The organism is Gluconacetobacter asukensis (assembly GCF_014174375.1).
In the GTDB taxonomy this organism is placed as follows: domain Bacteria; phylum Pseudomonadota; class Alphaproteobacteria; order Acetobacterales; family Acetobacteraceae; genus Gluconacetobacter; species Gluconacetobacter asukensis.
The window spans coordinates 132257-155048 of record NZ_JABEQE010000008.1; the positions used below are offsets into that span (position 1 = coordinate 132257).

At 60.0% G+C, this 22792-nt stretch carries 18 protein-coding genes and 2 tRNA genes; 9 read left to right on the forward strand and 11 right to left on the reverse strand.

What is annotated here, in order from left to right; genetic code table 11:
* The first annotated feature begins 18 nt into the window (after positions 1 to 18).
* Entirely contained in the window at positions 19 to 1365 is a 1347-nt protein-coding gene (locus HLH35_RS10910) for an ABC transporter ATP-binding protein (protein ID WP_182979159.1), read from the forward strand.
* A gap of 7 nt (positions 1366 to 1372) precedes the next feature.
* On the opposite strand, the gene msrA is transcribed toward HLH35_RS10910, so the two are convergent.
* The 5 genes from msrA to HLH35_RS10935 form a co-directional block, all read right to left on the reverse strand.
* Complete coding sequence (gene msrA / locus HLH35_RS10915; RefSeq protein WP_182979160.1) at positions 1373 to 1945, reverse strand: peptide-methionine (S)-S-oxide reductase MsrA; 573 nt, start codon at positions 1943 to 1945, stop codon at positions 1373 to 1375.
* A 160-nt stretch (positions 1946 to 2105) separates the two neighbouring features.
* Positions 2106 to 4802 carry a valine--tRNA ligase gene (locus tag HLH35_RS10920; protein ID WP_182979161.1) on the reverse strand — a complete coding sequence of 899 codons (2697 nt, stop codon included), beginning with the start codon at positions 4800 to 4802 and terminating at the stop codon, positions 2106 to 2108.
* 114 nt (positions 4803 to 4916) lie between these two features.
* The gene (locus tag HLH35_RS10925; protein WP_182979162.1) at positions 4917 to 5300 is read right to left on the reverse strand and encodes a hypothetical protein; all 384 of its coding nucleotides are present in this window, start codon (positions 5298 to 5300) and stop codon (positions 4917 to 4919) included.
* 73 nt (positions 5301 to 5373) lie between these two features.
* Positions 5374 to 6807, reverse strand: a complete 1434-nt coding sequence (locus HLH35_RS10930; protein WP_182979163.1) for a TolC family outer membrane protein — start codon at positions 6805 to 6807, stop codon at positions 5374 to 5376.
* 77 nt (positions 6808 to 6884) lie between these two features.
* A complete protein-coding gene (locus HLH35_RS10935; RefSeq protein ID WP_182979164.1) occupies positions 6885 to 7565 on the reverse strand; it encodes a protein-L-isoaspartate O-methyltransferase family protein in 681 nt (226 codons plus the stop codon).
* 177 nt (positions 7566 to 7742) lie between these two features.
* Here HLH35_RS10935 and HLH35_RS10940 point away from each other — a divergent pair.
* Positions 7743 to 7816, forward strand: a tRNA-Cys gene (locus HLH35_RS10940).
* A gap of 85 nt (positions 7817 to 7901) precedes the next feature.
* Here the strand turns inward: HLH35_RS10940 and HLH35_RS10945 are convergent.
* From HLH35_RS10945 to HLH35_RS10960, 4 genes are all read right to left on the reverse strand, one after another.
* Positions 7902 to 8996 carry an exopolysaccharide biosynthesis polyprenyl glycosylphosphotransferase gene (locus HLH35_RS10945; RefSeq protein ID WP_182979165.1) on the reverse strand — a complete coding sequence of 365 codons (1095 nt, stop codon included), beginning with the start codon at positions 8994 to 8996 and terminating at the stop codon, positions 7902 to 7904.
* On the reverse strand, positions 8989 to 9762 hold the full coding sequence (locus HLH35_RS10950) for a WecB/TagA/CpsF family glycosyltransferase (RefSeq protein ID WP_182979166.1): 774 nt from the start codon (positions 9760 to 9762) through the stop codon (positions 8989 to 8991). Before HLH35_RS10950 ends, HLH35_RS10945 begins: the two co-directional genes overlap by 8 nt.
* 213 nt (positions 9763 to 9975) lie before the next feature.
* Positions 9976 to 11307 (reverse strand): hypothetical protein, encoded by a 1332-nt coding sequence (locus HLH35_RS10955; protein WP_182979167.1) that lies wholly within the window; start codon positions 11305 to 11307, stop codon positions 9976 to 9978.
* Between the two features lie 2 nt (positions 11308 to 11309).
* Complete coding sequence (locus HLH35_RS10960) at positions 11310 to 12011, reverse strand: polysaccharide biosynthesis/export family protein (protein ID WP_182979168.1); 702 nt, start codon at positions 12009 to 12011, stop codon at positions 11310 to 11312.
* A 669-nt stretch (positions 12012 to 12680) separates the two neighbouring features.
* On the opposite strand from HLH35_RS10960, the gene HLH35_RS10965 reads away from it, so the two are divergent.
* The 5 genes from HLH35_RS10965 (at position 12681) to HLH35_RS10985 (ending at position 19849) form a co-directional block, all read left to right on the forward strand.
* On the forward strand, positions 12681 to 14834 hold the full coding sequence (locus HLH35_RS10965) for a GumC family protein (RefSeq protein WP_182979169.1): 2154 nt from the start codon (positions 12681 to 12683) through the stop codon (positions 14832 to 14834).
* A 23-nt stretch (positions 14835 to 14857) separates the two neighbouring features.
* The gene (locus HLH35_RS10970) at positions 14858 to 15832 is read left to right on the forward strand and encodes a DUF6492 family protein (protein ID WP_182979170.1); all 975 of its coding nucleotides are present in this window, start codon (positions 14858 to 14860) and stop codon (positions 15830 to 15832) included.
* A gap of 650 nt (positions 15833 to 16482) precedes the next feature.
* Complete coding sequence (locus HLH35_RS10975) at positions 16483 to 18132, forward strand: glycoside hydrolase family 44 protein (RefSeq protein WP_182979171.1); 1650 nt, start codon at positions 16483 to 16485, stop codon at positions 18130 to 18132.
* Entirely contained in the window at positions 18129 to 19490 is a 1362-nt protein-coding gene (locus tag HLH35_RS10980; RefSeq protein ID WP_220790633.1) for an oligosaccharide flippase family protein, read from the forward strand. The genes HLH35_RS10975 and HLH35_RS10980 overlap by 4 nt, the downstream gene beginning before the upstream one ends.
* On the forward strand, positions 19487 to 19849 hold the full coding sequence (locus tag HLH35_RS10985; protein WP_182979172.1) for a hypothetical protein: 363 nt from the start codon (positions 19487 to 19489) through the stop codon (positions 19847 to 19849). Before HLH35_RS10980 ends, HLH35_RS10985 begins: the two co-directional genes overlap by 4 nt.
* A 173-nt stretch (positions 19850 to 20022) precedes the next feature.
* On the opposite strand, the gene HLH35_RS10990 is transcribed toward HLH35_RS10985, so the two are convergent.
* Positions 20023 to 20098: transfer RNA gene (locus HLH35_RS10990), tRNA-Glu, on the reverse strand.
* Positions 20099 to 20205: 107 nt separating this feature from the next.
* Positions 20206 to 20601, reverse strand: a complete 396-nt coding sequence (locus tag HLH35_RS10995; RefSeq protein ID WP_182979173.1) for a hypothetical protein — start codon at positions 20599 to 20601, stop codon at positions 20206 to 20208.
* A 66-nt stretch (positions 20602 to 20667) separates the two neighbouring features.
* On the opposite strand from HLH35_RS10995, the gene HLH35_RS11000 reads away from it, so the two are divergent.
* On the forward strand, positions 20668 to 21636 hold the full coding sequence (locus HLH35_RS11000) for an RluA family pseudouridine synthase (protein WP_182979174.1): 969 nt from the start codon (positions 20668 to 20670) through the stop codon (positions 21634 to 21636).
* A gap of 250 nt (positions 21637 to 21886) precedes the next feature.
* Positions 21887 to 22774, forward strand: a complete 888-nt coding sequence (gene rpoH, locus HLH35_RS11005; protein WP_182979175.1) for an RNA polymerase sigma factor RpoH — start codon at positions 21887 to 21889, stop codon at positions 22772 to 22774.
* The last annotated feature ends 18 nt before the right edge of the window (positions 22775 to 22792 follow it).

Sequence of the window (22792 nt, forward strand, 5' to 3'; positions counted from 1 at the left end):
ACCGTTCGGGACCGCGCCATGACCCTCTCGCCTTCCTCCCAGATCGAAGATCAGGAAGAGCTGATCCGCGTCACCGGCTGCCGCCAGGCCTATCACAAGGGCGGCGCCGCCGACCTGGTGGTGCTGGACGACGTGAACCTGACCCTGCGCTCGGGCGAGATCGTCGGCCTTCTGGGCCGGTCGGGGTCGGGCAAATCGACGCTGCTGCGCATCGTGGCCGGCCTGCTGCCCCCCACCGAGGGCAGCATCCTGTGGAAGGGCAACCCGGTCTCGGGACCGGTGCCCGGCATTGCGATGGTATTCCAGTCCTTCGCCCTGTTCCCCTGGCTGAGCGTGCAGAAGAATGTGGAACTGGGGCTGGAGGCCAAGGGCATCGCCGCCGCCGAGCGCGACCGTCTGGCCGAGGATGCGATCGACCTGATCGGCCTGGGCGGCTACGAAAACGCCTATCCCAAGGAATTGTCGGGCGGCATGCGCCAGCGCGTGGGGCTGGCGCGGGCGCTGGTGGTCCAGCCCGACCTGCTGCTGATGGACGAGCCCTTCTCGGCGCTGGACGTGCTGACGGCGGAAAACCTCCGCACCGACCTGATCGAGCTGTGGGCCGAGCGCAAGCTGCCGGTCAAATCCATGCTGCTGGTCACCCACAATATCGAGGAAGCGGTGCTGATGTGCGACCGCATCCTGGTCTTTTCCTCCAATCCGGGCCGCGTGGCGCACGAACTCGCCGTTCCCTTCGCCCACCCCCGCAACCGCGAGGACCCGGCCTTCCGTCAACTGGTCGACCAGATCTACGCCCTGATGACCCGCCGGGCACCGATCGTATCCGAGGCCGAACTCCCCGTCGGCGAGGCCGCGCCGCAGGCCACGGCACCGATCCAGGTCGCCCTGCCCGAACTGCCGATGAATACGATGGTCGGCATGATGGAAACCCTGGCCGCCGATCCGCTGGACGGGCGCGCCGACCTGCCGCTCCTCGCCTCGCGCCTGCAACTGGCGCTGGACGATCTGTTCCCGCTGGGCGAATCGCTCCAATTGCTGGAATTCGCCGAACTGGAGGATGGCGACATCCTGCTGACGGCCGAAGGCGCCCGCTTCGTCCAGAGCAGCCACGACGAACGGCGGCAGATCCTCTGGCACAGCCTGCTGCACAACGTCCCGCTGGTGCGTGTGATCCGCTCCGTGCTGGACGAACGGCCGAACCACCGCGCCAGCGCCCAGCGGTTCCGCGAGGAACTGGAAGACAGCATGTCCCCCGACTATGCCAAACAGACCCTGCAAACCCTGATCGGCTGGGCCCGCTACGCCGAACTGTTCGATTACGACGAGGAAGCGGACCAGCTCTTTCTGGACGACGAGACTGAATGACCCGCCGTTACTGCCGGGCCAGCGCCAGCCGGTCGTAGAAAACCCGCCGCACCTTCGCCACCTTGGGCGCGATCACCGCCGCGCAATAACCGCGCTCCGGGTGCTTGGCGAAATAATCGTGGTGATAGGCCTCGGCCTCGTAGAACTGCGTCAGCTTCTGGATCTCGGTCACGATCGGATCGGGCCACACTTGCGCCGCCGTGATCTCGTCCCGCACCTCACGCGCCACCCGCTCCTGCTCCGGCGTCGCGTAGAAGATGACCGAGCGATATTGCGTGCCGACATCCTCCCCCTGCCGGTTCAGGGTCGTCGGATCGTGAATCGTGAAGAAGATCCGCAACAGATCGGCATAGGACAGCACGTTCGGGTCAAACGTCACGCGGACAAGTTCGGCATGACCGGTCCGGCCGGTGCATACCTGCTCATAGCTCGGGTTCGGGACATCACCGCCGGCATAGCCGGGCGTCACGTCCTCGATCCCCGCCAGTTCGCGCAAGGCGGCTTCGGTACACCAGAAGCAGCCACCCGCCAGATAGGCGGTCTGCCAGGATGGGTCACGCCCCGTCGTTCCGTTCGTCATCTCATCTCTCCTGCTGCGGATTCGCACCGCACCGTTCGAAGATGTGATGCCCCGATAGGGATTGAAAGAGAAGCGATCGTGATGGAGGGAACGTGACCACCCTCAAAGCCTGACCAAACATGCACGCCGGACGCCAATCCGACGCGTCTTTCGATTAGCCTCAGGCGAGGTATCCCAGCGCCGCCTCCACACGCACGCGCTCGTCCCGGAACTGCGCCAGCCGCTCGCGATTTTCCTCGACAACCTCAGGCTTGGCGCGGGCGACGAAATCCGCGTTGCCCAGCTTGCGCTCGACCTTCACGATCTCCCCATCCAGCCGGCCGCGCTCCTTCTCCAGCCGCTGCCGCTCCTGGTCCAGATCGATGATGCCCGCCAGCGGAATCACCAGCGTCGCCTCGTCCACCACAAGCTGGGCGGCACCACGCGGCATCTCGCCGGTCAGCGGCTCGACCGCCGATACGCGCGCCATGCGGCCGATCGCCTCCACCCAGCGGGTCGCCCGCTCGACGGTCCGGGCATCGGCATCGCGCAGCAGCACCAGCGCCAGGCGCGAGGGCGGCACGTTCATTTCCGCCCGCACGGTCCGGATCGCGGAGATGAAGCGGATCACCCAGTCCAGTTCCGCCACCGCTTCAGCCGCATCCGCCGGGCGCGCGGGCACCGGCCACGGCGCCGTCATCAGGCTGCCACGCGCGCCGAAGCCGAACTGCACCCACAATTCGTCGGTCACAAAGGGCATCACCGGCTGCAACAGCCGCAGGATCAGCCCCAGCACATGCGCCGCCACCGCCCGGATTTCGGCCGCCAGGGCCTCATCCGAACCGGTAAAGATCGGCTTGGCGAATTCCAGGAACCAGTCGCAGAAGCAGTTCCAGACGAACCGATAACAAACAGCGGCATATTCGTCGAAACGATAGGCCTCGAGCGCCGCATCGGCATCGGCCGCCGCACGCGCGGCCTCGTCCAGCAGCCAGCGGCCCAGCGGCGAGGTCACGCTCTCGGGCCGGAAATCCGCAACCGGGGCCACGCCATTCATTTCGCAGAAGCGCGCGGCATTCCAGATCTTGGTCACGAACGACCGGTATTCCTCGATCCGCTTCTGGCCCAGCTTGACGTCACGCCCCAGCCCGGTCAGCGCACACACGGTAAAGCGCATGGCGTCGGCACCGTACTGCTCGATCATGTCGAGCGGATCGATGCCGTTGCCCTTGCTCTTTGACATTTTCTGGCCGCGCTCGTCGCGCACCAGCCCGTGGATGAAGACAGTGCGGAACGGCACATCCTTCATGAAATGCAGGCCCATCATCATCATCCGGGCCACCCAGAAGAAGATGATGTCGAAGCCCGTCACCAGCACGTCGGTCGGGTAGTAGCGTGCCAGGTCCGCCGTCTTCTCCGGCCAGCCAAGCGTCGAGAACGGCCACAGCGCGGACGAGAACCACGTATCCAGCACGTCCTCGTCGCGGGTCAGCACCTCGTCCCGCCCGTAATGCGCCCGGGCCTCGGCCTGGGCCTGGGCCTCGTCATGCGCCACGAAGACATGCCCGTCCGGCCCGTACCAGGCCGGAATGCGATGCCCCCACCAGAGCTGGCGGCTGATGCACCAGGGCTGGATATCGCGCATCCAGGCGAAGAACGTGTTCTCCCACTGCTGCGGCACAAAACGCACCTGCCCCGTCTCCACCGCCGCAATGGCGGGGCCGGCCAGGGTCGCGGCATCGCAATACCACTGCGTGGTCAGGCGCGGCTCGACCACCGCGCCGCTGCGCTCGGCATGCGGCACCTGGTTGCGGTGCGGCTCGATCTTCTCCAGCCAGCCCAGCCGCTCCAGTTCGGCCACCACCGCCTTGCGCGCCTCGTCACGCCCCAGGCCTTCGAGCCCGCGCGTGAAGGCCGGGTCCGCCAGCCCCTCCACCGCGTGCAGATCGTCGGTAATCTCGGCCAGCGTCACCCGCGCGTCTTCATCCAGCACGCTGGGCATCGCCAGGCTGTGCCGGCGCCCGACCTCGAAATCGTTGAAATCATGCGCGGGCGTGATCTTCACCGCGCCGCTGCCCTTCTCGGGGTCGGAATAGCTGTCGGCCACGATGGGAATCCGCCGCCCGGTCAGCGGCAGGACGACCGACCGGCCAATCAGGTCGGTATAGCGTTCATCCTCCGGATGCACGGCCACCGCCATGTCACCCAGCAGCGTCTCGGGGCGCGTGGTCGCAACCGTAATGGTCCGCCCTTCCGCATCGTCGGCAACCGGATAGCGGATATACCAAAGGCTGCCCTGCACCTCGCGGTTATCGACCTCGAGGTCCGAAATCGCCGAGCGGAAGGCCGGGTCCCAGTTCACCAGCCGCCGGTCACGATAGATCAGCCCCTCGCGATACAGGGTGACGAACACCTCCAGCACCGCCTTGGACAGGCCCTCATCCATGGTGAAGCGCTCGCGCGGCCAGTCGAGCGAGGCGCCCAGGCGGCGAAGCTGGGTCGTAATGCCGCCGCCGGATTCACCCTTCCACTGCCACACACGCTGTTCGAAGGCCTCGCGCCCCAGCGCCTGCCGGCTGGTGCCTTCCTTCTGCAAGGTGCGCTCCACCACCATCTGGGTGGCGATGCCGGCATGGTCGGTGCCCGGCTGCCACAGCGTGTCGCGGCCCTGCATCCGCCGCCAGCGGATCAGCGTGTCCTGCAACGTCATGGTCAGCGCATGGCCCACATGCAGCGTGCCGGTGACGTTCGGCGGCGGGATCATGATCGTATAAGGCTGCGCGCTGCTGCCCGGCGCGGCCGAGAACGCACCTTCGCGCTCCCATTCCGCATAGAGGGCGGGTTCGATCTCGCCGGGCGAGAAAGACTTGTTCAGCATCGCAAAACCAGACCTGAGCATGAAGGAAGATGGCCCGGACAGGGCCACCCCCTCCGGTCCGCCGCTTATAGCGAACTTCGTCCCGAAAGAAACGCCGCGCAGGCGGGAATGGCGTCAGCGGGTCATCAGGGGGCTCGATCCCTCATACGCCTCGCCGAACGGCGCCAGATAGGTCCCCGTCACCGGGTCATGATGCGGGTCGGGGTCACCACCCAGACGGAATTTCCCCAGCGGGCCGAGCGGAATGCCGAAATCATCGTCCCCGGCCGGCTTGCGGACCTGATAATCGGGCACCGGAGCCGCTGCGTAAGCCGTCCGTTTGCCCACGACATCCAGCCGCTCTCCCCCACCATCCGGCAGCATCGTGGTCGTGACGGACGATGAAGCCGGCGCGGCAGCCTGCGACGGAATGGCGACATAGATATTGGTATCGAAGGGGCGATGGGCGGGCCGCGCGGCAACCGCATCCGGGGCCGCCGGCATCACGAGTACCAGCAAGACCATGCTTCGGCACACCGTCCTGGTCATTTCGCCCCCTGGTCACCGTTGCCCGGCAGAGGCCGGAATGACGTCAACGCCCCGGCTGGTTCTCCGCCTGATCGCTTATTCCCCATAGCCGGTCCTTGACCGCCTTGTAATAGGCGGTCTCGTCATAGCGCGGCACATCCAGCTTCAGATCCTGCGCCGTCAGCCGGCCGATGGCGGCCGCCACCCCATAGGATGCGGTCACAAGATTGCTCAGGCTCTGCACCAGCGCCACCTGTGCCTGAAGCAGGGTCTGCTGCTGCTGCAACACTTCCAGCGTCGTACTGGTGCCGACGATCGCCTGACGTTCGACACCGTCCAGGGCGACGATGTTCGATTCAATGGCGATCCGGTTGCTCTTGATCGCCGCCGTATAGGCCACCAGCTGCTGCCAGTTCGACGAGGCAAGCTGCATCGCCGCACGGCGCGCGATATCCACCGCGCGATGCGCCTCGGATACCTGCTGACGCGCCTGCCGCACGGCCGCATATTCCGACCCGCCCTGATAGAGCGGGAACTGAACATTCACCGTCGCATATTTGTCATCCATCAGAGAGCGGCCGCTGCTCTGGTTGAGCCCGTGCTCGTAGCTCGCCTCGGCCGAGATCTGGGGCATGATCGCGGCCATGGCCACGCCGACCGCATCCTTCTGCGATGCCTCGGTAAACAGGGCGCCGATGACGTTCGGATTGTTCTGCACCGCCTGGGCGATCGCCTCGTTCTGCGAACGCGCCGGCAGCACCAGCGGCTGCGGCGGCACCAGATTGGGCGGCGGCGACATGCCGATGACCTGGGCATAGGTCGCCTGGGCCGTCTGCAACGTGCCTTCGGCCTCCTGGCGGGAGGCACGGGCGCTGGCCAGCGCGGCCTCGGCCTGGGCCACATCGGTCCTTGTAATCTCGCCGACCCGGAATCGCTCCGAGGTCGCACGCAGCTGTTCCTGCAGCACTTTTTCGTTATTGATGTTGAGCTGCAGCAATTGCTCGTTCTCGATCACGCCGACATAGGCGCTGACCACGTCGCTGAAGACCTGCTGTTCGGTCGCGATCAACTGCGCCCGCTCGGCCATCACGGCATTGACCGCCTTATGGGTGCTGGCCGTGGTCCGCCCGCCGGAATAGAGCGGCTGCGAGATCGTGACCCCGGCCGTATAGCCGGGGACATCATATTTGCGGCTGTAACCGGCATAGCCGTTCTGCGCCGCCATAGTGCTGACGCCGGAAAAATAAGTCATGCCGGCACTGCTGGTCACGGTGGGCCGCCAGCCGGCCAGCGCGGTGGGCACCTGCTCGTCAGTCGCGCGCAGGGTCGCGCGCTCCTTCTGCAAGGTTGGGTTGGTCAGGTAGGCCGCAGCCAACGCCTCCTGCAACGTATGGGGGACGAAGGTCGGCGACCCGCTGCCGTCATAGCGCTGCGCCCACGCGGCCGAACTGCACAACAGGGCAGCCATCCCAGCCCCAATTCCGCACCCGCGCTTCATTCGTCTCTCCCCGGAAATGCTACCCGGGGTTCGGTATCGCATTTCCAGGTAAAGAATATATCAAACGGTGTCAGGCTTCAGAACGCAAAGGCCGGCGCCGGTTCCAGTTCGGGCAGCAGCGGTAGCGCGACATCGAACACAGGCCGCGTCGCCAGCCCGGTCGCGGAGGCTTCCCCGATGCTGGCCGCCGCCACGCCACCTTCGGGCCAGATCACACAGACAATCCTGCCATGCGGTGCAAGCTGATCTACCAGGGCCGGCGGCACCGCGCGCACGGCGCCGTCGATCAGGATCAGGTCGAACGGCGAATCGCCCGCCGCGCCCGCCGCCAGCTTGCCGTCCCGCCACACCACGTCCGGCGCCTCGGCAGCACAGAATGCCTTGCCGATCGCGCTCAGGGCCAAATCCGATTCCAGCGCCACGACCTTCAGGCCCAGACGCGCCAGCAGGGCCGCGATGTATCCGGTCCCCGCCCCCACCACCAGCGCGCGCTGTCCAGCCACAGGCTCCGCGATCTGGACCATGCGACCGGCAATGCGCGGCTCGGTCAGCACCCGGCCGTGGCCCAGCTCCAGGCTCTGGTCGGCATAGGCGATGGCCCGCAGCGAAGCCGGGACACAGGATTCGCGCGGCAGCACGCGCATGGCGGCGACGATTCGCGGATCATTGATCTGCACGGGGCGGATCTGGGCATCCACCATCCGCTGCCGCGCGGCATCGTAATCGAGGATGGCATCTCCAGGCGCGGACTGGTTCATGGCGTTCCCTTCGCAACGTAACCCACGGCACGGGCCCCATCATCGGTGGTTCCCTGGGGCGGTTCCCTAGCCTGAGCCCGTTTTATGTCCCCGCGCGCCATCTGCCTAGCAGGCCCCCTGCACACAACGGCTTGACCAACGCCGCAAGAGCGTGGATATAGCCAACGCACCATGTCGGGTCCGGTGGCAGAATGGTGATGCAGCGGACTGCAAATCCGCGTATGTGGGTTCGATTCCCGCCCGGACCTCCACCCGTTGGGAGTTCAATCCCGACAAATCCTGCAATGCCCGACAGCAGGCCACAACGACAAAAGAGTCGTCCGGCCTCATTTCAAATCAATAAGTATCGTCATTTTTAAAAAAGACAATATAGATCGTTTCCATAATTATTTTTAAATCGAGAAATAAAGACCAATTATTTATATAAAAAATATCATAGCTCAATCTTCTTCTTGCATCTCTTAATGTCCTTACCTCACCACGGCAACCCCTAACCTGCGCAAGTCCGGTAATTCCCGGGTTCAACTTATGTCGAATCAAATAGTTCTTGACCAAATCTTCATATATACCCTCCCCCACTCGCATAGAGGCGACATGCGCGCGCGGACCGACAATCGACATCTGCCCTGCCAGCACATTCCATAACTGGGGGAGTTCATCCAAGGAATAGCGGCGCAGATAGCGGCCAACCCGCGTAACACGTGGATCGTCCCGGACCGTCTGCTGCACGCCTGTGGGATCCGACAGGTTCGTATACATCGTGCGGAATTTGAGAACCGGAATAGGATTCGAATTGAACCCGTAACGCATCTGTTCGAAGAAAATCGGCCCCTTGCTGTCGCATTTGATCAGAATAGCAATAATTGCAAAAATGGGAGACAAAATCAAAAGAAGCAAAATCGATAGAACTCTATCTTCTAGAAATTTTACAACATAATCCAATCCGGATAGAGGCTGCTTTTCTATAAGAAACATGGAAAATTCAGCTTCCGGCGACGCCCTCTCATCATCGGAACCCGCTTTTTTTAATGCGATATCAATATCGACGGGCAGGACCCGTATCTTTTGAAAAATACCCAGGAACCGCTCCCGACTCAGGGAAAATATGGACAGAATAATGATGTCGGGCAGAGTCCGCCGACAGAAAGTCAGCAAATCGTCGAGATTCCCCCGATACTGCGCCGACGGCTTAGCCTCATTCAGTTCCCGGGTCCGATCGTCGAAGATTCCCAGAATCTCATAACGATCCGGAGCCTGACGGAGCCACTCCGCCACTTTCTCGCCATCGGCGCCGGCCCCGACGATGACGACGCGCTTCCGCTGTATCGGCAGTCCGCCACGCAGAAACGATGCGGTCCTTCGGGCACGTGACGCCGAAATGCGCGCCGCGAGGTATGATGCTTCCGCCTGGAGCTCGGATATATCAGCCAAAGCGTAGAAGATCCTTGAACATTGTAATCAAGAACTCGAAGAGTGCCCAGACATATCGTTTTGCCAAACGCCGGGGCTCCAGCACAATCCGCCAGAACCATTCCAGGTTCAGACGCTGGACGATAATCGGAGGCTTGGGCAATAGTCCCAGGGCGACGATCAGAGACTGCCCGATGCACAAGGCCCAGCAGGGCGGCAGGTCATCCTCATACCTGCCGACAAAGAGTTCGCTGCGCGGAGCACCGACCCCCATGAAGAGCAGAGTCGTTCCATGATCCCCGATCCGTTGCGCCAGATGTCGCGATTCGACCACATCGTCTTCAAAGCCGACAGGCGGCACATAATAAGCGAAGGCCTCCCCCAATCCGTGCGCCCCCGCCCACTCGGATACAGTCCGGCCTGTCCGTTCGCCATCTACGACGGCAAAAATACGATGTTTCTTCAATGTCGAAGGCATCGATATCAGGTCTTCGGTTATCTCCCGGCCCGTCACCCTGCCCGGCAATTTCAGACCGCGGCAACGTCCGTAATAGTAAAGCGGGAAACCATCGCAGGTCAAAATCTCGGCCCGCTCGCAGATCTGTCGAAATTCGTTACTCGTCTGCATCAGGGCGATATGCTGGATATTGGGCGTGACCACCAGCCCAACCCGTTCTTCCGGCGTCCTGATATGCTCGGCGATAAGCTGGGCGATTTCTGCGGCCGACAGCAAGCTGAAGGACAGGCCGAACAATAAAACGGGTGATCGAGACATGCGCACCAACATACCGTTCAAGCCTTTAACCAGGATACGGCGTGGAATATGTCGTCATTGATCCGTATCGGAATATAGATCAAATTTACATTTTGTATATTACGCACACAAGCCCCTGGATACGCCTTCTTTGCCTCGGCAAACAGATGCGTCAGAAGTGGATTTCGTATCAGCAATCCATGCCCAATGGTTCGCCATCATTTTCTGGCTTGCGTTTCCATGCATTTACGCGCCCGCGGGGGCAGCCACGTTCGTAGCCAAGCGAGTTTGGTTAGGTGATACGCCTCCATCAAACCCACCAGCACGCCAGACATAAGCGAAGATCGCCAATATCGTCGCCGTTTCACCCGGTGTTAGCGTAGGCGGATAAAAGAAGGAAATCAGTAGGACATAAATGAGATAATCATTCAATGCGCCCAGGAAATCATCTTCGACCCTCTGCCGCAGGCGATAATAGAACAATATTCCACGAAATTCAAACAATGTAAAAATCAGCGCACCGATCAAACCATACTCAAAGACGATTCCCAGCCACGTGATATCCGCCAGGAAAAAGAAATGATGAAAATAGCCGATAAGAGTGTCCTTACTCGTCGGACTGAGCGTACCGACGCCAAAAATCCAGCGTACCGGATGATCTCCGAGAAAGTTCGATGCCTTCTGCGCGGTTATGTACCGTATATCGAAACCGCTACTCGCCGAGGTATTAAAAGTCGAGGCAAGGTAACCGGTCGAAAACATGGCCACCAGCATGAACGGCGCACAAACCAGCAGCAGCACCCGCGCCAGCGGGCGTACCCAAAAGAAGGCATTGATGAGCATGACGCCCGTGCAACCGATAATCATGGCGCGTGTTCTTACAATCATCAGCGTCACAACAAAAATAATGGCAACACCAAGAAGGTAATCAAGTCTTCTCTCAAGAAAGGCACGTCGATAGCAGAAAAATAACGTAATAATCGCAAAATACATCTGCATGCGGATACGATGGCCTCGATTATCGGCACTGAACAACGGCGCGGTACCTATAACGTAATGACCACTATACCAGCTGGAAGGAATGACCGCCCAGAGCACAATCAGAATACCAGCGGTAGCAGCACCGAGAATAATAAACCCACGTGCGATCTCCGCCAGCGTAGGCTGGAGGAACAGAAGCAGCGCCAGAAAAGAAAAAAAATACAGTATCGGTAGCAATTTCACCTGCGCCGTGACACTCGTGAAAAAGCCCTCGTGAAAATAGAACATCGCCGCAATGCTTGGCATCATGACGAGCCAGGCAAAGCTGAGCAGAACCTGCCGCATCATGGGAAAGCGCTCATGATAGGCAAGACGCAGCAACAGAGGCAGCGACAATGCCGGAAACAGCTTGGAGAACGCCCACAGCGGACGTATTACACTCATATAATGAAATATTTCGCCAAACAGGGGCAACGCTGCGATCAGGCAGCACAGGATCTTTATACGGACTGAACCGGGAGCGAAAAACGCCGGCAAAGACGCCTCCCGTGCCAAATCCCCATATTCATGAGAGGGCGAAGCGTTATTCCCATCCATGACTATTTAAAGAATGCTCCGCTACCAATGTTATAATTGATACTCTGGTTGAAGGGTACGATCTTCGTGATATAGCGCTCAACCCATTGATCAACCTCAACAATCGAGGATTGCGGCACAAAGATCGTATCAAACGGCTGTAGCAGCACGACCTGCTGCGGATCGGCATTTTTGGTCAGCGCATCCAGATCGATGACACGCCGCATGGGTCGCCCGTCCGGCGCCCGGCGGATCAACACGATAGCCCTGGTGCGTGCAGTATTCAGCAGACCGCCAGCCGCCGAAACGGCCTGCAGCACATCCATCTCGCTCTGCATCGCGACCGGACCAGGCGTCTTAACCTGACCACCGACAAAGACACGCCCGGCGAAACTGCGCACACTCGCCGAGGCATACGCATGGGCGGCAATACCGTTGACCAACAGCGCCTTGTCGATGTTTTGATTCACTTGCTCCACCGTAAGACCTCCCGCCCGAACGGTACCGGCGAGAGGCATCGTCCAGCCGCCGTCAGGGGCCACCGGAGCTTCGTAGTTCAGCTCCGGATTGAACGGCAGGATAACAGAAAGATCGTCGCCCGGCACGATTCTGTAGGCCGTGCTGGGCGTATCGACCCAGGCGGTGAAGACCACATGTTTCCCGTAATGTGAATCGGCGCACGCGGCAAGAAACAGAAATACCAAAAAGCCGGTGGCACGAAACACGTTTATGAGCATCCGTCGCAAAGTGGAGAAACTCCTGACCCTTCACCAAGGCATGATCACAGCAGCCAGATGAAGCGTCCAATCAGGCCGCGCATGACATATCTATGGGGTTGAGCCCAAGAACTCAAGCCTCCTAAAGATATCAAAAAAAGTATCAAAATAAATCTGTCATGTCGCTACATACCAAATGGCTGCATGATACTATGTCAGATTCTGCCCTGTATCATGAACAAGAAGCTGTTGAAAAAATCAGCCTGCTGAGAGCAATGTGCCACGCAGCGGCGCATCCGACGGTATTTTCAGGCATCGAAGCGGTGCGCCGGGAATGCGCATGGGATCGTCGGCAGGTTGACTTTACAGACAATCTCCCAGACCGATCGCCCCCCCCTGCCCCACAAGGCACAAGGCACAAGGCCCTCATTCACCTTCTCTCCCTCTCGCTGCCGTCCAGAATCCGGGCTTGTAGGCGGCTGCCGGAAGTCAGAGGAAGTATCTATTTTTATATGTTTTTTATTGAGTGCGGCCGATCACGTTGTTAAAGGGGAATGTAATCCTCTCGCGATAGTTTTTTCACGCCCGAGATTTCCCCTGGGAGCCAGCATACCGAAGATGGCTATTTCCACTAGAGCGCGGCCGGATCGGCTAAAGGGCGCGGCTACTTACAGTCACATGACGACAAGGGATTACCTCAACACCCTCTTTTTTTACCGCAGAATCGCGGTCACGGTGTTCTTGTGGGTCGTTGCGATCGGTTTCATCGTTACGATGCTCTTACCGCCGACATATCGTGCCGATGCACGGCTGCTCACATTGTTCGCCGGATATTACAGCCAGTCCAACGCCACCAACGGGGGCACTGAACCAGCACCGATCGAAGGGCAGCTCGTCAGCATCGAGGCGCAGATCCTCAACAGTCCGGAACTGCACCGTGCCGTCGTTACGGAGTTGCTGGGCCCCGAAGCCAACGCCAGTCGGATCAACGACCAACTGGATCATTTCGAACGGCATTTCCACCTTGAGCAGGACGATCTTGCCAGCGTCGTTACCATTTCCTATATTGATTCCAATCCGAAGCGCGCGTCGGATATGTTGAATCGGCTTCTTGCGGAATATTTTCATCAGCGCGCATCAATCTTTACCTCCGGGCGCGCTTCTTCCCTGATCGCGCAACGGGATGCGGTGCGCGCGAAGCTGGACAAGCTCAATGTCGATATCGTCGCCTTCCAGAAACGGAACGACCTTCTCAACATCGATGACCAGATCAACCATGCGATCGCGCTTCACAATCTACTGAAACAACGCAAGCTGGAGAACGACAACGCACTGGCCCAGGATCGCAGCACCTTCGCCTCGCTCGTGGAGTCGGCCGAAAGCGTGTCATCCACGATCCTGCTGTTCCGCGACAATACGGAAGCGGCCCATACACTGGACACGATGCAGCTTTCATTGCTTCAGCTGGAGGCCAGACGGGCCGATCTCGCCGCACGCTATCTCCCACTCTCGCCCTTCGTACGGCAGATCGACCAGCAGCTCAAGGATGTCAGCGCATCCATTGCAAAACAGAAACAGCATCTGACGGGCGCCGTGCGCTATGGCCATAATACATTCTACGACACGGTTCAGGACAGGCTCGCGGTCGTAAGTTCCAACATCAAGGGTGAAGCCGCGCGGCAGCGTGAACTACAGACACAGCTTGTCGCCTCCGAGGCCGGGTTGCAGACATTGATCGGCGCGACAAACAAGCTGAGCCAAATGTTCGTGGATCGGACGATCCTGACGGAAAGCCTGCGTAACCTGTCCCATCAGGTGGATCTGGCAAGCATCGACCAGATCCAGGCAGACACAGCCAGCAGTACCAACGTCCGCGTCATCCAGGCCCCCGTTCCGCCTGCGCATCGCAACAACCCTATCGGAATGTTCATCGCCGCGAGTATCATCTCGGGCCTAATGGCGTCGGCTCTGACCGTGTTGGTATTAGCCAGCCTCAGAGAGACCTTCCTCAGTCCCGAACAAGTCGAACGCGCCCTGCTGCTGCCAGTCCTGAGCGCACCGATCACACCGTGGAAAGAGAAGAAGACTCCTCGCAGAAATACCATCCTGTGGAGCACGATAAATACCATCGTACATAATACAGTATTGCGAACAAAAGATGCCGCCGATCTTCCGCCCTACCGGCCGAGCATGCTACTGTATGGTCGGGCAATTACCGCCATCGACACCATTTCCGACGCCGAAACGAAACTGGTCATGATGATCTCTTTTGATCAGAATGATGGGCTGGCCAGCGTTATTCAAGGACTGGCGACAGAGTTGGTGCGACGGTCCAGCCGACCGATTCTGATCATTGATCTGGCATCGACTCAGGATGTGCCGCTTTACGGACAGCCGAATGAAGCTGGAATGCTGGTCTGGGGGGTCACTAACGACGCTCCGGAGCAGGATCGGGCGACGATACCGGACGATGACCCTCATCTGCATATCTTCGTGTTCGAGCCGGTTGAAGGATACGAAGTCGTCATAGGCCGCCTGCGCGACCCTGCATTCCACCTCACCTCACAGCAGGCGGCTAATCTGTTCGCATTGTTTCGGAAGAAATACGATTACGTAATAATCCATGCACCGCCGGCGAGAAGTTCCTTCATGGGAGTTGAAAACGCGCGGCTGGCCGACGCGACACTTCTGATCATCCGGGCGGAGAAAACACGCAAACCAATCGCACTGGGGATAAAAACCCAGATTCAGGAAACGGGCGGCCAGATTACCGGGATCATACTGACGGATCGCAAGAGCTATATCCCGGATCGAATCTACCGCTTCCTATAATCAAACGGTTTGGAAACGACAGCATGTCGAATATCAGCGCGATTCTGCCGCTCAAGATCCGGGGGCGGCATTATGCCGACAATATCGGACGATGCGACATCTTATTCTCGTCACTGCGCCACTTCTCATCCCCCAAGATGTTCGCGCGTTTCGTTCTGGTCGTGCCGCATGACGAGTTGGATGACGTAAAGAAATACGCAAAGGCATGGTCGGATTTTCCGATTGAAATTGTAGACGAGTCGCTGCATTTCAGTATTTTCTCGGAATTCTCAAGACGTCATCAAATCAGAAACTGGCATCGCCAGCAGATCATCAAGCTCTATGCGCCCGCGTTGATCGAAACCGAATACTTTATTGTGTTTGATCCCGATTGCTTTGCCACGCACAAGTTCAATATCGATACGATCATTATAGACGGCAAGGCGCTGACCCATTACCAACCGCGTACAGCCGAACCTTCCTTCTGGCGCGCATCGGCGGAGCTTCTCCAACTCGACCCACACCTGGAGCGGAATGGTCTATGGTGGACACCGGCCATTCTGTCACGTACGCTCTGTCTTAACCTGCATGGACGGTTGGAAGAGCTCTACCAGACGGACTGGCGGCGGGTCCTTCTGAGCCATTATACGATCGACTGGACCGAATATACGCTTTACTGGCTGAATGCCGAACGTGAAGGTCTTCTGGACCAGTACCACACCAGCGCCCGTTCGGGAGAGAAGACTCTTCATGCAACGGAAAGTGTCTGGTTCAAGGATTCAATGAAGGACTGGAACGCAGCGCATCATTTTGCGATGGAGAGCGACGGGTTGTTTGCGGTCGTGCAAAGCAACACCTATATTTCGCCGCAGACGGTAGCAGAGAAATTGTCCCCGTACTTTCCCATTTCATTGCAGCCCTATCAGCGTCATGCGGCACTTGGCCTGCGCACGGCCGAACTTTATTCCGCGATCGTACGGCGCGGCCTCAAGGGCCTGCGCCGCATGTGCGGCAGGTAAAAGGGACGCAGATGAGGCGCGTGTGGAAAACAATATTCTTTATATTGTCATGTTGTACGCTGCGACCCGATAACGCACAGACTCAGGACGTCGTCACGCAACCGCGCCTGATGATCTATGCCGGCCCACTTTATCGCGAATTTCTTGGGTGCCTGAATTGCGACCAGTATGATGGCAACTCGATATGGAATGGATACTCACCCTACGGCTGGGACAATGATTATTCGGACCACAGCCATTTCCATACCTATTTCCAGCAGCACGGTCCCTTTTCGGCGTGCGATCCGTTCGCCCGACAATCGCCACGCATTCTCGACAATCATAATAAATTCTACGGATATCTTAACGTTTCGACGATCCGGACTGACAGCATCTGTGGTCCCAAAGGGGCGAAGACGATCTGCGAGAAATTAACAGCAGCCTGCAACCGCCGGAGCAGCATCAATTGACGGAGTGCAGACGCCAATGAGAAAGTAAGCACCCACCCGGCAATTTCCCCGGCCAGACTGTAGCGTACGCTTACGCTCTAAACGCGATCCTGCCGCACCCGTCCGGCATTTCCAGAGGGCAACGCCGGAATCCGCGATGTTCATGGGCTCATATCCCCAGCGCATCACCAGACGCATTCACGATATTCTCGAGGCACCGTGATGTCCGACACTCTGCTTCCCAAAGCTGCTGTCGCCTTGTTCGCAGCATGCCTCCTGCACGTTGCTGAGGGCCGCGCCGCCACGCCGCTTGCCGTCATGGTCGCCGTGGACGCCAGTATGGGCCAACATCCGATCAGTCCACTGATCTACGGGGTCAATTTCGGCACCACGGAGACCTTACGTGACCTTCGCGCGCCCATAAACCGTTCGGGAGGCAACAGCGCCTCGACATATAACTGGCGCCTCGACGCCCGCAATACGGGCAAGGACTGGTATTACGAAAGCGTGCCATGCGACCCTGCTTCGATCAATGACCAGTTTGGAGCACGGTTTGTCGCCATCTCGCTGAAGGCTGGCGCCATACCGATGCTGACGATTCCGATGATCGGCTGGAATGCGAAACTCGGGCCGAACCGTTCAAGGCTCGCCAGCTTTTCGATCGTCAAATATGGACCTCAGCAGGAAAGTGACAGCAAGAACTTTTTCCAGGCTGGGAACGGTATGGCACCTGACGGCACCCCCCTCGCCAATACCGACCCGCACGACGCTCAGACCCCGGATGATCCCGAGAACCAGCAGGTCAGGATAAGACAGCTCAACTCCAAATTCGACACGAAGGACGTCCGTTATTATATTTTAGATAACGAACCCAGCGTCTGGCAGCTCGTCCACCGGGATGTCCGCCCTGTCGGCGCCCATGCGGACGAAATCGCCACCAAGGTCGCCACCTATTCCAACGCCGTGAAAAATGCAGATCCACACGCACTGATCGTGGCGCCGGAAGAATGGGGCTGGGCCGGCTATCATTACAGTGGTTTTGACCAGCAATACGCCGCGACGCATGGCTTCGATCATACGCCCGATCGGGAAACGCAGACACAAGGCATGGATTATGTTCCGTGGTTGCTGACGCAGTGGAAAGCCGCGGGTCACCCGATCGACGTATTCAGTCTGCATTTCTATCCGCAGGGCGGCGAATATTCGGATTCGGATTCTACCGCCGTCGAACTCGCCCGCAACCGTTCTACCCGCGACCTGTGGGATACAAACTACAAGGATCCGACTTGGATCAACAACGTGGTGGCCCTCATCCCGCAGATGCGGGACTGGGTAAACCGCTACTATTATCCGGGCACTCCCCTGGCCATTACGGAATATAACTGGGGCGGCGAGAAACTAATGAACGGCGCCACCGCCCAGGCCGACATCCTGGGCATTTTTGGTCGGGAAGGGCTCGACATCGCCACACGCTGGACTGCTCCCGGACCGGCGACGCCCGTGTATAAGGCCATGAAGCTCTATCGCAATTATGATGACCGAGGCGGCGCCTTCGGCGAAACCAGCATCTCAGCCATCGTACCAGACCCCGATCTCGTTTCCGCTTTTGCCGCCTTGCGCGGCAAGGACGACGCCGCGACGGTGATGCTCATCAACAAGCAACTCGACAACTCCGCCGATACCACGGTCTCGCTTGCTCATCTCCCGGATAACGGCACAGTGGAAACATGGCGACTTGCGGATAACAAGCTCACCCACTTGCCGCTCTCCCGCTACATGAACCGGCAGTTGCGTGCCTCGCTCCCGAAGCAGAGCATAACGTTGTTCGTCCTGCATCCGGCCGGACAGAGCGCGGCACGAAAACACGCATGAACAAGACCGCATCGTCATCCGCCACGAGCGGCCACTCGATCATTCGCGGGGCTATCGCCAGCCTGGGCTCCCGCCTGCTCGACCTGCCGAGCCGCTACGGCTTCCATCTGCTCGTCGCCGCTGAACTGGGCGTGGTGGAGAGCGGCCTCTTTTATATCGTCTTCAGCGTCATGGTGATGCTTTCAGGCTTCGGACGCCTCGGTATCGATCGCGCGCTGACACGACAGGTAGCCAGAGACGTCGCCTCGCACCGCCACGATACGGTACGGCCGGCGATCGCAAGCGCGCTACGACTCGTCCTGATGGCCTCGGCGATCGTCGCGATGCTGCTGGCCGCCCTGGCATTTCCCCTCGCCCGGCATATCCTGCACAAACCGACCCTGGCCTGGCCGCTAGCCCTTGGCGCCTTGTCGATCATTCCACAGAATATCAGCACTGTGCTGGGCGGAGCGCTTGCTGGCCTGCACCGTGTTGCGTTTAGCCAGATGATCTATTCATGGCTCTGGCCCACGATTTTCTGTCTGGTCGCGGTTCCTCTCGGACTCACGGGCTATCTCACCGTCACCAATGCCGTGTCTTTGATTGCCGCGAGCTTCGCGCTCACTGCGATCGTCGGTGCGGTCTTGCTGCGTCACTTTCTTGTTTCGACACCGCAGAACAGTGGCATATCAGGTGAAAAGCCGGATTTCCTGACGCCCGGCCTGTCGCTTTTCACATTGGAACTGATCCAACTTCTCCTCGCGTCCGCTCCAGCGATCTCGCTGGGCATCGGCGCTTCCGCATTCGAAACAGGTCTGTTCGCCCTGGCATGGCGGATTGCCCTTATCGATAATCTTCTGATCAGCGGCGTCGCCGGCATGGTCGCACCGAAATTCGCGGCCCTCCATGCCCGCCACGATCGATCGGGGTTGAACAGAAGCGCCGCTCACGCCGTCGGCCTCGTACTATGCCTGGCACTGCCTGTAACGGCCTGCATGATGCTCTTCCCTGGGCATCTTCTTGCCCTCTTCGGCCATGGCTACGCCCAGGGTTCCTCCACGTTGCGTATTCTGGCGATCGGACAGTTTGTGGCAGTCTGCTTCACAGCGATGCCCGAACTTCTGGGCATGACGGACCACGCTGCCACATTGCGCAAGATCAACATCATCTCCTTTTCCGTGCTGTTCCTCGGACTTGCCGTGCTGGTTCCACTCGCCGGCAGCGTTGGGGCCGCAATCGCTACGTCGCTCACCATTGCCGTCAATGGCATATCGGCCAGTTGGGCAGCCTACCGACTGCTCGGGATCTTCCCACTCGCGTCTCTTTGGCAGAGTGTCCTCAGCTATTTGCCCGGCACCCCGGAGAGCCGAAAGCCATGAAAATTTTTTTTGCTGCGGCGACCCTTTGCTGTGTCTCTTTCTCCGGCTTCCTCGCCACGTCTCCGGCCTGGGCCGACGCAGACCCGCCGCGTTATGATAGCGATGGGCTCTGTTTTCGTCAGGCCAATATGCCCGATGGGCTGTCCCCTGAAACATTAGCGCATTGTCTCGCCAACCAGAGTATGGCTCTGGATGTCATCCGGCACGAATGGAACCAGGTCCCTTCGTTCGCACAGGAAGATTGTGATCAGCGCATTCGTGCCAGCGGCAATCCCGATTACCATACACTGCAAAATTGCCTGCAAATGCAAATGCGCGAGAACGAGCCCCCGCCTCTCGTCCCAACGAACAGAGATTAATCCGGACTCGGCTGGTTACCACTAACGCGGAAACCAAAGACTGGCCATTACAGGATCAATGGCCATGTCTTCGATAACATTTTATGTATTTTCTCTATTATCCATGTATCGGTTCCCGTTTTACAGGTACCCAAAATCTTCCCATAAACACGGCACTGAGTCATACCGTGAAATGGCGTCCCGTACGGGATTCGAACCCGTGTTACCGCCGTGAAAGGGCGGTGTCCTAGGCCTCTAGACGAACGGGACGTTGGACGAGGCAGCTTCTATGACATCGCGAGAGGGGACGCAACCCACCCGATGCAGGAAAATCGGCTTGCGGTGCATTTTTTCCAAGATCGAAGCTTTTCAGGCGATTACGGAGCAGGCGCACCCTGCCCGGCGGCCGCATTCATGACCAGGTGCGCGATGATTCGCCGATGCTGGACGTCCCACAGCAGCACCCGGTCCGGGCCGCCCCCGGCCAGAGCGACCGCCAGCAGCCCCTCATCCTGCCGAACCATACCGGTAACATGCGTGCCGGCAGGCTCGCCCAGTACCAGTTCGCCATAATCGCCTGCCGGCAGCGCCACCGGCTCGGCGGCAGGCCGTGCAATCGCCGCCGGCCGCGGATGCGCGATTCGATGGACCAGCACACCGACCAGCACCAGCGAGCCCGCCGCCAGCAGCACGCCCATGCCGATCACGGCTGCCAACAGCCCCCTGGAGACCGTCGGAGCCGATCCCGTCTCCCTCACGCCCTGTCCATTCATGATTGTCCTGATCCATCCTGGCCCGGCATGATGTTCCGACCGGGCGATTTCCGTTAAGAGCCGTGCATGACCGACGACACGCCCCCCATCCGCCTCACTGCGACCGAAGAGCATGCCGGCCAGCGGACCGACCGCTTCCTTGCCGACGCGCTCGATACGCTGTCACGTTCGCGCGTCAAGGCCCTGATGGAGGCCGGCCACGTTCTGCGCGACGGCCAGGTCCTGCGCGAGCCCGCCGATCCGGTGCGACCCGGCCTGTGTTATGAAATCAGGGTGCCCCCGGCAATCCCCGCCACACCCCAGGCCCAGAGCATTCCCTTCACCATCCTGTACGAGGATGCCCACCTGATCGTGCTCGACAAACCGGCCGGGCTGGTGGTCCACCCGGCACCGGGTAACGAGGACGGCACGCTGGTCAACGCCCTGCTGGCCCATTGCGGCGACAGCCTGACGGGGATCGGCGGCGAACGGCGGCCGGGCATCGTGCATCGGCTGGACAAGGATACGTCGGGGGTCATGGTCGTCGCCAAGACCGAACAGGCCCACAAAGCCCTGTCCGACGCCTTCGCGACCCGAGATATCGACCGCACCTACCTGGCCCTGGCATGGGGAATGATGACCCCGGCTACCGGCGGCTTCGAAGGCGCGATCGGCCGTGACAAGCGCGACCGCAAGCGCATGGCCGTGGTGACGCATGGCGGCAAGGCGGCGCTGACACATTACCGCACCCTCGCCACCCATCATGGCGGTCTCAGCCTGGTGGAATGCCGGCTGTCGACCGGCCGCACACATCAGATCCGCGTGCATTTCTCCCATGGCGGCCACCCTCTGGTCGGCGATCCGGTCTATCTGCGCCGCATCCCCGCCGCCGCCCGCACCCTGCCGGACGACGCACGGCGCGCGGCGCTGGATTTCCCGCGCCAGGCCCTGCATGCCGCGCGGCTGGGCTTCACCCACCCGGGCACGGGCGAAGCGATGCTTTTCGAAACCGCCCCGCCTGACGATTTCAAGGCGCTGCTGGCAAAGATTGCTTAGTTTTAAGGCAATCATCGAGGAGCTTCCTTGACGCTCCCAGACCTGGCCGATAGGCTCGAACAATACTCCAGCGGGTGACGCTACCGCCGGAATGGACGTCCCGTGGTGGCGCAGCCCTCTGAGGGGGTGCCCCGCGGGGACGTGAAGTCCATCCACGCGTCATACGGGCAGCCCATGCAACCCTGTCGCCAGATGTGCCTTTAGGACATCAGCGGGGCATGGCCTCCCTCAGGGAAAAGGAGTCCGACCAATGGCCTCTTCCGTTCTCAATGTTGGTCCTGAGACCAACCTGTCAAGGTACCTCCAGGATATCCGCAAGTTTCCGATGCTCTCGCCGGAAGACGAGCAGCGTCTGTCGAGGAGCTGGCGGGACAAGGGCGACACCAAGGCCGCGCATGCGCTGGTCACGTCGCACCTGCGGCTGGTCGCCAAGATCGCGATGGGATATCGCGGCTATGGCCTGCCACTGGGCGAATTGATCAGCGAAGGCAATATCGGGATGATGCAGGCGGTCCGCCGCTTCGACCCCGATCGCGGCTTCCGGCTGGCGACCTATGCGATGTGGTGGATTCGCGCCGCAATCCAGGAATATATCCTGCATAGCTGGTCGCTGGTGAAGATGGGCACCACCGCCGCCCAGAAGAAGCTGTTCTTCAACCTGCGCCGCCTGAAAGGCCAGATGCAGGCCATCGACGATGGCGACCTGCAGCCCGAACAGGTGAACCAGATCGCCAAGTCGCTGGGCGTGCCGGAACAGGACGTCATCAACATGAACCGCCGCCTGTCGGCGCCCGATCACAGCCTGAACGCCCCGCTCCGCGCCGACAGCGAAGGCGAATGGCAGGACTGGCTGGTCGACGAGCACGACAACCAGGAAGAAACGCTGGCGGAAAGCGAGGAATTCAGCGGCCGCAAGGCCCTGCTGGACAATGCGCTTAAGACCCTGAACGAGCGCGAGCGCCACATCCTGACCGAACGCCGGCTGAAGGACGAACCCTCGACGCTGGAAGATCTGTCGCACACCTACAACATCTCGCGCGAGCGGGTGCGGCAGATCGAGGTCCGGGCCTTCGAGAAGGTCCAGGCCGCGATGAAGGCCGAAGTCGAGGCGCATCGTGGTGCCAGCATGGCCGACTGATCGGCCATACGACCCAAC